Consider the following 7,054-nt stretch of genomic DNA (forward strand, 5'->3'; position numbering starts at 1 on the left):
CCGCTGCCGGTGTCGGCAACCTCGACCTCGATTTCCTTGTCGTCGAGCTCGCCGTCGCGCAGCTTCTTGCGGAAACTGTCGCGGGTGGCCGGGCTCGCCGTCTTGCCGACCAGTGCTTCCAGCACACGTTCCTCGGCGTTGACGTGGGCGCGCGCCTTGACGTCCTCACGCATCTTCTCGCGCACCAGGCCGATGGCGATCTCGACCAGGTCGCGGATGATCTGCTCGACATCGCGGCCGACATAGCCGACTTCGGTGAACTTGGTCGCCTCGACCTTGACGAAGGGCGCACCGGCCAGCCGCGCCAGGCGGCGCGAGATTTCCGTCTTGCCGACGCCGGTCGGCCCGATCATCAGGATGTTCTTGGGCATCACCTCTTCGCGCATCTGGCCTTCCAGCTGCTGGCGGCGCCAGCGGTTGCGCAAGGCAATGGCCACGGCGCGCTTGGCGTCCTTCTGGCCGATGATGAAGCGGTCGAGTTCCGAAACGATTTCGCGGGGAGAAAATGTGCTCATATCACTAAATTCCACTTTGCCACTGCTTGATGGCCTCGAACGGATGCAGCAGCATGATCACGTTGAGTGTCAGATTGTCCCGGATGAGGTAGCCGGTGCCGAGTTCGAAGATGATGGCGAGGCTGACGATCACCCATATAGGTAGCCTTCGCGCCATCACAAATCCCAGCACCATGGCCAGTGTGTCCGACACCGAATTGATGATGCTGTCGCCATAGTAATCGAGCGAAATGGTGCCGGCGCGGTAGCGGTCGATGATGAACGGGCTGTTTTCCAGCAGCTCCCAGCCGCCCTCGATGAAGACGGCGAACGCCAGCCTCAGGCCGATCGGCGAACGCGGGAACAGGAACCGCGCCAGCGCATAGAACAGGAAGCCGTGGATGATGTGTGAGAAGGTGTACCAGTCCGAAATGTGCTGGGAATTCTCCGAACTGTTCACCACGCCATGCCAGAGCTTGACGTAGCCGCAGGTGCAGATCGGCGTCCGCCCCATGCCGTAGAGCGCCCCGGCCTGGAAGATGACCAGGGCAAGCACCAGCAGAAGCCCCATCCGCCAGCTGTCTTCGTAGGCCGAATAGCTGTTTTCCGTGGCCGGTGTCGTCATCGATTCATTCCCCCTCGTTTCGCGTCGCCGTCTCGACCATCACAAAGCCCTGTCACGCCTTCAGCGGCGGCAGCCGGCGGATCACGGCCGCCGGCAAGGTGAGGTTGACCACAATCCGCCGGATACGCTGCCAGCCGGCCCCGAACAGAATAATCAGCGCGCCAACAACGACCAGGATCAAGGCAAAAGGCGGGATGCCCGTCGAATCGGAGGCGGAATTCACCAGATAATAGATGCCCAGCGAGCCGAAGTAAGCCAATGTAGGAACCAGAAGCGAACGGCGGTCTATGGCCAGCGCGACATAGAGGAAGCCAAGGATCAGAATCGTCAGCATGATGGTTGCATTGGCATCCGGCGCGATATGTCCGAATACGACGTTTTGGCCGGTTGCCATGATAAAGAGCGGATGCACCAGCATCGGCGCCGAGACGACATGCAGCCAGAAAGCGCAATCGGACCAGATCTTGCGTCGATCCCTGTCGTAAATGTCAAAAGCGACACCCGTTGCGAACACGATCAGGCCGCAGATCAGCGGCATGTAAAGGGCCGCGCGAAGCAATTCGGGAACGTCCTCGAGGCGCGGCGGCGCAATCGCGCCGGTTGTCACACTGTCATACAGGATTATCGCCGTTTGCAGGAAGGCAAGCAGTGTGAAGGCGATGGCGATAGTCCCGGCAATGATGGGGACGCGAAAGCGCCAGAAATAGATCGCCGCCGCGATTATTCCTCCGCCCAGGAACAGATATCCGGCCCGGGACGCCGTCTGGCGCAACGCCAATAGCTGCCAGATGGTTTCCGGCTTGCGTATGCCGAAGCTGGCCTCCACTTGCAGCGCCAGAGCGGCCAGAATGGCGGCCATGAAAATCAGGGCAAGCACGGACGACGATAGCTTCATCCGGTGCTGACGCGTGACGATTTCGGCGAGCCCCCAGGCGAAAACCGCGAAGATGCCGGCGATCCAGAATGTCTGGCCTGGAAGCAAGGTGGTGAGGACAAAGAAGAAGCCGGCGCTGAGCAGAACGGTTCCCACGGTGACGAACAGATCGTTGCCGCCGCCGACCAGCCGCAGGTTTTCCTCGTCACCCTCGTCACTCTCATCATCGGCGCGCCTGGCCTCGGGGGCGAGAGCGACCGCGCGTTCCATGGCCTCCAACTGATCGCGCAAGGTCTGCGAGATCAAACCTTTCGCGACTGCCTTGTCGAGGGTTTCGGCGCTGATCAATTGGGCTCCTGCGTCGCGTCGCGCGCCATCATCAGGGCTGGCCCGTACTCCGATGTTCTGGTGTCAAAGGCAACAAAGCCGGCCTTTTCGTAGGCGCGGATCGCCCTGACATTGGCGGGATCCGGGTCGATGATGACGCGCGGAACACCTTCCTCGAAAAGCTGTTCGACGAATTGGCGCACGATCGCCGAGCCATGGCCACGCCCGACCAGCTCCGGCACGCCGATCGACACGTCGATGCCGAGCGTGCCGAACGGCTGGTCGGCGTAGGGGTGGTCGTCTTCCAGATGCGGGTCGTAGCTCTGCAGATAGGCGATCGGCTTGCCGTCGAGCTCGACGATCAGCGGCTCGACGGAAATCGAGTCGATATGATCGCTAATCCCGGCGATTTCCGTCTCCGGATCGTCCCACCACTCTGCAACATGCGGCTGGGCAAGCCAGCCGGCGATCATCGGCAGGTCTTTCTCCGTCACCGGCCGAAAATCATAGGTCACCACCTCTTCAGGCGGCATCGAGCGTTTCGACGACGAAATTGTTGTTGGTGTAGACGCAGATGTCGGATGCGATCTGCATCGCCTTGCGGGCGATCTCCTCGGCATCCTTGTCGCTGTCCATCAGCGCGCGGGCCGCGGCCAGCGCGTAATTGCCGCCCGAACCGATGGCCATGACGCCGAATTCGGGTTCGAGCACGTCGCCGGTGCCGGTCAGCGCCAGCGAGACTGACTTGTCTGCCACCAGCATCATCGCTTCCAGCCGGCGCAGATAGCGGTCGGTGCGCCAGTCCTTGGCGAGCTCGACGCAGGCGCGCGTCAGCTGGTCGGGATATTGTTCGAGCTTGGCCTCGAGCCGCTCCAAAAGCGTGAAGGCGTCGGCGGTGGCGCCGGCGAAACCGGCAATCACATTGCCGCCCTTGCCGATGCGGCGCACCTTCTTGGCGTTGCCCTTCATGATGGTCTGGCCAAGGCTGACCTGGCCGTCGCCGGCGATCACCACCTTGTTGCCCTTGCGCACCGTCACGATGGTCGTGGCGTGCATGGTCAGTTCATTGGACATTTCTTGGGCTCCGAGCAGCGCCATCCCGATAAGGCGATTGGCGCGGTACGAGTAACTTTGATCGGCCATATGTATGCATGGGGCCGGTGATTGCAAATCGCTCTCTGGCAAGGCCGATACCGATGCCGGAGGCAACTGGCAATCGCCGGATCATGCTGCTAGAAGGCTTTCGTTTTCAAGCCTGCGAGCGCTTGAAGCCTCTGAGCCGGTCACGATGTGAACCTCTGGACAAGGATAGAGTGATGCCGCCCCGTTCCGCCGAAGCGAGCCGTAAGACCAAGGAAACCGACATCTCCGTGTCGGTCCATGTCGACGGGTCCGGCAAGTCGGATATCGCTACGGGCGTCGGCTTCTTCGATCATATGCTGGACCAGCTGTCGCGCCATTCCCTGATCGACATGACGGTCAGGGCCAAGGGCGACCTGCATATCGACGATCACCACACGGTCGAGGACACCGGCATCGCGCTCGGCCAGGCCTTGACCAAGGCGCTCGGCGAGCGGCGCGGCATCATGCGCTATGCCTCGATCGACCTTGCCATGGACGAGACGCTGACGCGCGCCGCGATCGATGTGTCCGGCCGTCCCTTCCTGGTCTGGAACGTTTCCTTCTCGTCGCCGAAGATCGGCACCTTCGACACCGAACTGGTGCGCGAGTTCTTCCAGGCGCTGGCGCAGAATGCCGGCATTACGCTGCATGTCACCAACCACTATGGCGCCAACAACCATCACATCGCCGAGACCTGCTTCAAGGCGGTGGCGCGCGCGCTGCGCGCTGCTCTCGAACGCGATCCGCGCCAGCCGGATGCGGTTCCCTCCACCAAGGGATCGTTGAAGGGATAAGGCCATGGCCACCTACGTCGTGATGGAACCGCCAGGCCGCAGCGAAAAGGCTGATGCGACGGCCTTTGTCCGCGATGGCTTCACCTGGCTGGGCCTCCTGGTGCCGCCGCTATGGTTCGCCTGGCATCGGCTGTGGATCGAAGCAGCACTTGCCTTCGTCGTCATGGGCCTGCTTTCGATGCTGGGCCAGAAGCTCGGCCTTGGTGTGGCCGGGTCGCTGCTGTCGTTGTTGGTTTCGCTCTATGTCGGCCTGGAAGGGCAAGGCCTGCGCATCGCGGCACTTCGCCGGCGTGGTTGGCACGAGTGGGGCGCGGTCGAAGCCGGTTGGCTCGACGATGCCGACACACGCTATGCACTGGAGGCGGAAGCGCTTGCCGATGAGGTTGTGCCGGCGCCGCGCATGGTCCCCGATGCTGCCCTCGCGCGGCCAGCGCAGCCGGGCATTGCGCTGGGGCTGACCCACATACCGGGAAGAAACTGACATGATTCCGGGAAGAAGCTGAGATGCGGGTTGCGATCATCGACTACGGCTCGGGCAATCTGCGCTCGGCCACCAAGGCTTTCGAGCGCGCCGCGCGCGAAGCCGGCATCGCGGCGCAGATCGACCTGACGGCCGATGCCGAGCGGGTGCGCACGGCCGATCGCATCGTCCTGCCCGGCGTCGGCGCCTATGCCGATTGCGCGGCCGGCCTGCAGGCCGTCGAAGGCATGTGGGAAGCCGTCGAAGATGTCGCGATCGTCAAGGGCCGGCCTTTCCTCGGCATCTGCGTCGGCATGCAACTGATGTCGCAGCGCGGCCTTGAAAAGACAATTACCGAGGGCTTCGGCTGGATATCGGGCGACGTCAAGGAGATCATGCCTTCCGATCCGGCGCTGAAGATCCCGCAGATCGGCTGGAACACCATCGAACTCAAACGCCAGCATCCACTGTTTGCCGGCATTCCCACCGGGACCAACGGGCTGCACGCCTATTTCGTGCACTCCTACCACCTCGATGCGCGCAAGCCGGACGAAGTGCTGGCGGTCGCCGATTATGGCGGCCCGGTGACGGCGGCCGTCGCCCGCGACAATCTCGTCGGCACGCAATTCCACCCGGAAAAGAGCCAGGCGCTGGGCCTCGCCCTGATCACCAATTTCCTGCGCTGGAGGCCCTAGAGCATGATCCCGAAAAGTGGACCCCGGTTTTCTCGGACAAACGGTCCCGTTTGTCCCGAGATCATGCTCAAGCAAAGGGGAAACCGATGAGCAAGAAGGGTTACTGGATGGCGATGGTCGAGGTGACCGATCCGGAAAACTATCCGCTATACATTGCCGCCAACAAAGCGGCTTTCGACAAATATGGCGCAAAATTCCTGACCCGCGGCGGTCAGTCGTCGAGCCCGGAAGGGTCGTCGGGCAATCGCCATGTCATCATCGAGTTCGAGAGCTACGCGGTCGCACTCGCCTGCTTCCATTCGCCCGAATACCAGGCGGCGCTGAAGTTCCGACGTCTCTATTCGACATCGCATTTCGCCATTGTGGAAGGCGCCTGAACGGATGATCCTTTTCCCCGCCATCGATCTCAAGGACGGCCAGTGCGTGCGCCTGAAGCACGGCGACATGGCCACCGCGACCATCTACAACGATGATCCTGCAGCGCAGGCGCGGGCCTTCGAGCAACAGGGCTTCGAATGGCTGCATGTCGTCGACCTCAACGGCGCTTTCCAGGGCCAGAGCGTCAACAGCGCGGCGGTCGGCGCCATCCTCAAGGCGACGAAGAACCCTGTGCAGCTCGGCGGCGGCATCCGCACGCTGGCGCAGATCGAGGACTGGCTCGATCGCGGGCTGGCCCGTGTCATCCTCGGCACGGTGGCGGTGCGTGACCCGGACCTGGTCAGACAGGCCTGCAAGGCGTTTCCGGGCAAGGTCGCCGTCGGCATCGACGCCAAGGGCGGCAAGGTCGCCGTCGAGGGCTGGGCCGAGGCGTCGAGCCTCGGCGTCGTCGAACTGGCGAGGAAATTCGAGGGCGCCGGAGTCGCCGCCATCATCTACACCGATATCGATCGCGACGGCGTTTTGACAGGCATCAACTGGGACGCCACCATCGATCTCGCCGATGCCGTATCGATCCCGGTCATCGCGTCGGGCGGCCTCGCCTCGATCGCCGACATCATGCGCATGACCATGCCCGATGCGCAAAAGCTCGAAGGGGCGATCTCCGGGCGCGCGCTCTATGACGGCCGCATCGATCCGGCCGAGGCCCTGGCGATCCTGCAGGGCAGGGCGGAGACGCGGACGTGAAAATCTCCATCATCCTGGCCTCCTACGACAGCGGTCATTACCATGGCGGCATGGGCCAGGGCCCGGACGCACTGATATCAGGCGGGCTCGTCGACGCGCTGACCATGGCCGGCCATGACGTTACGGTGGAAGACATCGGCAGGGTCGGAGACATCCAGGAGCGCGAGATCGCCACCGGCTTTGCTGTCTGCAACGCGGTTGCGACCGAGGTTCGCCTTGCCCGTGACGCCGGTCGGTTTCCCATCGTCCTTGCGGGAAATTGCCTGACATCAGCCGGTGCGGTCGCCGGCGAGGACGCCGATGCGATCATCTGGGCCGACCAGCATGGCGACCTCAACACGCCCGAGACATCGGCATACGGCTTTCTCGACGGCATGGCGCTGGCGACGGTGCTTGGCCTGTGCTGGAGGCCGATGGCGTCGGCCATTCCCGGCTTCAAGCCGATCGATCCGTCGCGTTGCGTGCTCGTCAACGCGCGCGATCTCGATCCGGACGAGAAGCGGCTGCTGGAGACGCTGCCGATCGTGCGGACGGAATG

11 protein-coding genes are annotated in these 7,054 nt (G+C 63.0%); 6 read left to right on the forward strand and 5 right to left on the reverse strand.

What is annotated here, in order from left to right:
- The 5 genes from ENZ74_RS16010 to hslV form a co-directional block, all read right to left on the reverse strand.
- The coding region (locus ENZ74_RS16010; protein ID WP_127312862.1) for an AAA family ATPase at positions 1–515 on the reverse strand (515 nt) is incomplete at its 3' end.
- A gap of 4 nt (positions 516–519) precedes the next feature.
- Positions 520–1,065 carry a DUF2585 domain-containing protein gene (locus ENZ74_RS16015; protein WP_224618702.1) on the reverse strand — a complete coding sequence of 182 codons (546 nt, stop codon included), beginning with the start codon at positions 1,063–1,065 and terminating at the stop codon, positions 520–522.
- Between the two features lie 106 nt (positions 1,066–1,171).
- Positions 1,172–2,341, reverse strand: a complete 1,170-nt coding sequence (locus tag ENZ74_RS16020) for a hypothetical protein (protein WP_063169776.1) — start codon at positions 2,339–2,341, stop codon at positions 1,172–1,174.
- Positions 2,338–2,853 (reverse strand): GNAT family N-acetyltransferase, encoded by a 516-nt coding sequence (locus tag ENZ74_RS16025; RefSeq protein WP_024502003.1) that lies wholly within the window; start codon positions 2,851–2,853, stop codon positions 2,338–2,340. The genes ENZ74_RS16020 and ENZ74_RS16025 overlap by 4 nt, the downstream gene beginning before the upstream one ends.
- Entirely contained in the window at positions 2,843–3,394 is a 552-nt protein-coding gene (gene hslV / locus ENZ74_RS16030; RefSeq protein WP_013528351.1) for an ATP-dependent protease subunit HslV, read from the reverse strand. Before hslV ends, ENZ74_RS16025 begins: the two co-directional genes overlap by 11 nt.
- A 242-nt stretch (positions 3,395–3,636) precedes the next feature.
- Between hslV and hisB the strand changes: the two genes are divergently transcribed.
- From hisB to ENZ74_RS16060, 6 genes are all read left to right on the forward strand, one after another.
- Positions 3,637–4,236, forward strand: coding sequence for an imidazoleglycerol-phosphate dehydratase HisB (gene hisB / locus ENZ74_RS16035; protein ID WP_063169777.1), 600 nt, complete (start codon positions 3,637–3,639; stop codon positions 4,234–4,236).
- 4 nt (positions 4,237–4,240) lie between these two features.
- Complete coding sequence (locus ENZ74_RS16040) at positions 4,241–4,717, forward strand: DUF2628 domain-containing protein (RefSeq protein ID WP_063169778.1); 477 nt, start codon at positions 4,241–4,243, stop codon at positions 4,715–4,717.
- A gap of 23 nt (positions 4,718–4,740) precedes the next feature.
- Positions 4,741–5,391, forward strand: a complete 651-nt coding sequence (gene hisH, locus ENZ74_RS16045) for an imidazole glycerol phosphate synthase subunit HisH (RefSeq protein WP_063169779.1) — start codon at positions 4,741–4,743, stop codon at positions 5,389–5,391.
- Positions 5,392–5,477: 86 nt separating this feature from the next.
- On the forward strand, positions 5,478–5,768 hold the full coding sequence (locus tag ENZ74_RS16050; RefSeq protein ID WP_013528347.1) for a DUF1330 domain-containing protein: 291 nt from the start codon (positions 5,478–5,480) through the stop codon (positions 5,766–5,768).
- A gap of 4 nt (positions 5,769–5,772) precedes the next feature.
- Positions 5,773–6,516 carry a 1-(5-phosphoribosyl)-5-[(5-phosphoribosylamino)methylideneamino]imidazole-4-carboxamide isomerase gene (hisA, locus tag ENZ74_RS16055; RefSeq protein ID WP_063169780.1) on the forward strand — a complete coding sequence of 248 codons (744 nt, stop codon included), beginning with the start codon at positions 5,773–5,775 and terminating at the stop codon, positions 6,514–6,516.
- Positions 6,513–7,054, forward strand: a 542-nt coding sequence (locus ENZ74_RS16060) for an arginase family protein (protein ID WP_206522287.1), incomplete at its 3' end; no start/stop codon positions are given. The genes hisA and ENZ74_RS16060, both read left to right, overlap by 4 nt.

The organism is Mesorhizobium sp. M7A.F.Ca.CA.002.15.2.1 (assembly GCF_003998715.1).
Lineage (GTDB): Bacteria > Pseudomonadota > Alphaproteobacteria > Rhizobiales > Rhizobiaceae > Mesorhizobium > Mesorhizobium ciceri.

Bases quoted from the DNA above. Each gene is read 5' to 3' on its own strand.
- ENZ74_RS16015 (WP_224618702.1), bottom strand. From the start codon at position 1,065: ATGGGGCTTCTGCTGGTGCTTGCCCTGGTCATCTTCCAGGCCGGGGCG.
- ENZ74_RS16025 (WP_024502003.1), bottom strand. From the start codon at position 2,853: ATGCCGCCTGAAGAGGTGGTGACCTATGATTTTCGGCCGGTGACGGAG.
- hslV (WP_013528351.1), bottom strand. From the start codon at position 3,394: ATGTCCAATGAACTGACCATGCACGCCACGACCATCGTGACGGTGCGC.
- hisB (WP_063169777.1), top strand. From the start codon at position 3,637: ATGCCGCCCCGTTCCGCCGAAGCGAGCCGTAAGACCAAGGAAACCGAC.
- ENZ74_RS16040 (WP_063169778.1), top strand. From the start codon at position 4,241: ATGGCCACCTACGTCGTGATGGAACCGCCAGGCCGCAGCGAAAAGGCT.
- hisH (WP_063169779.1), top strand. From the start codon at position 4,741: ATGCGGGTTGCGATCATCGACTACGGCTCGGGCAATCTGCGCTCGGCC.
- ENZ74_RS16050 (WP_013528347.1), top strand. From the start codon at position 5,478: ATGAGCAAGAAGGGTTACTGGATGGCGATGGTCGAGGTGACCGATCCG.
- hisA (WP_063169780.1), top strand. From the start codon at position 5,773: ATGATCCTTTTCCCCGCCATCGATCTCAAGGACGGCCAGTGCGTGCGC.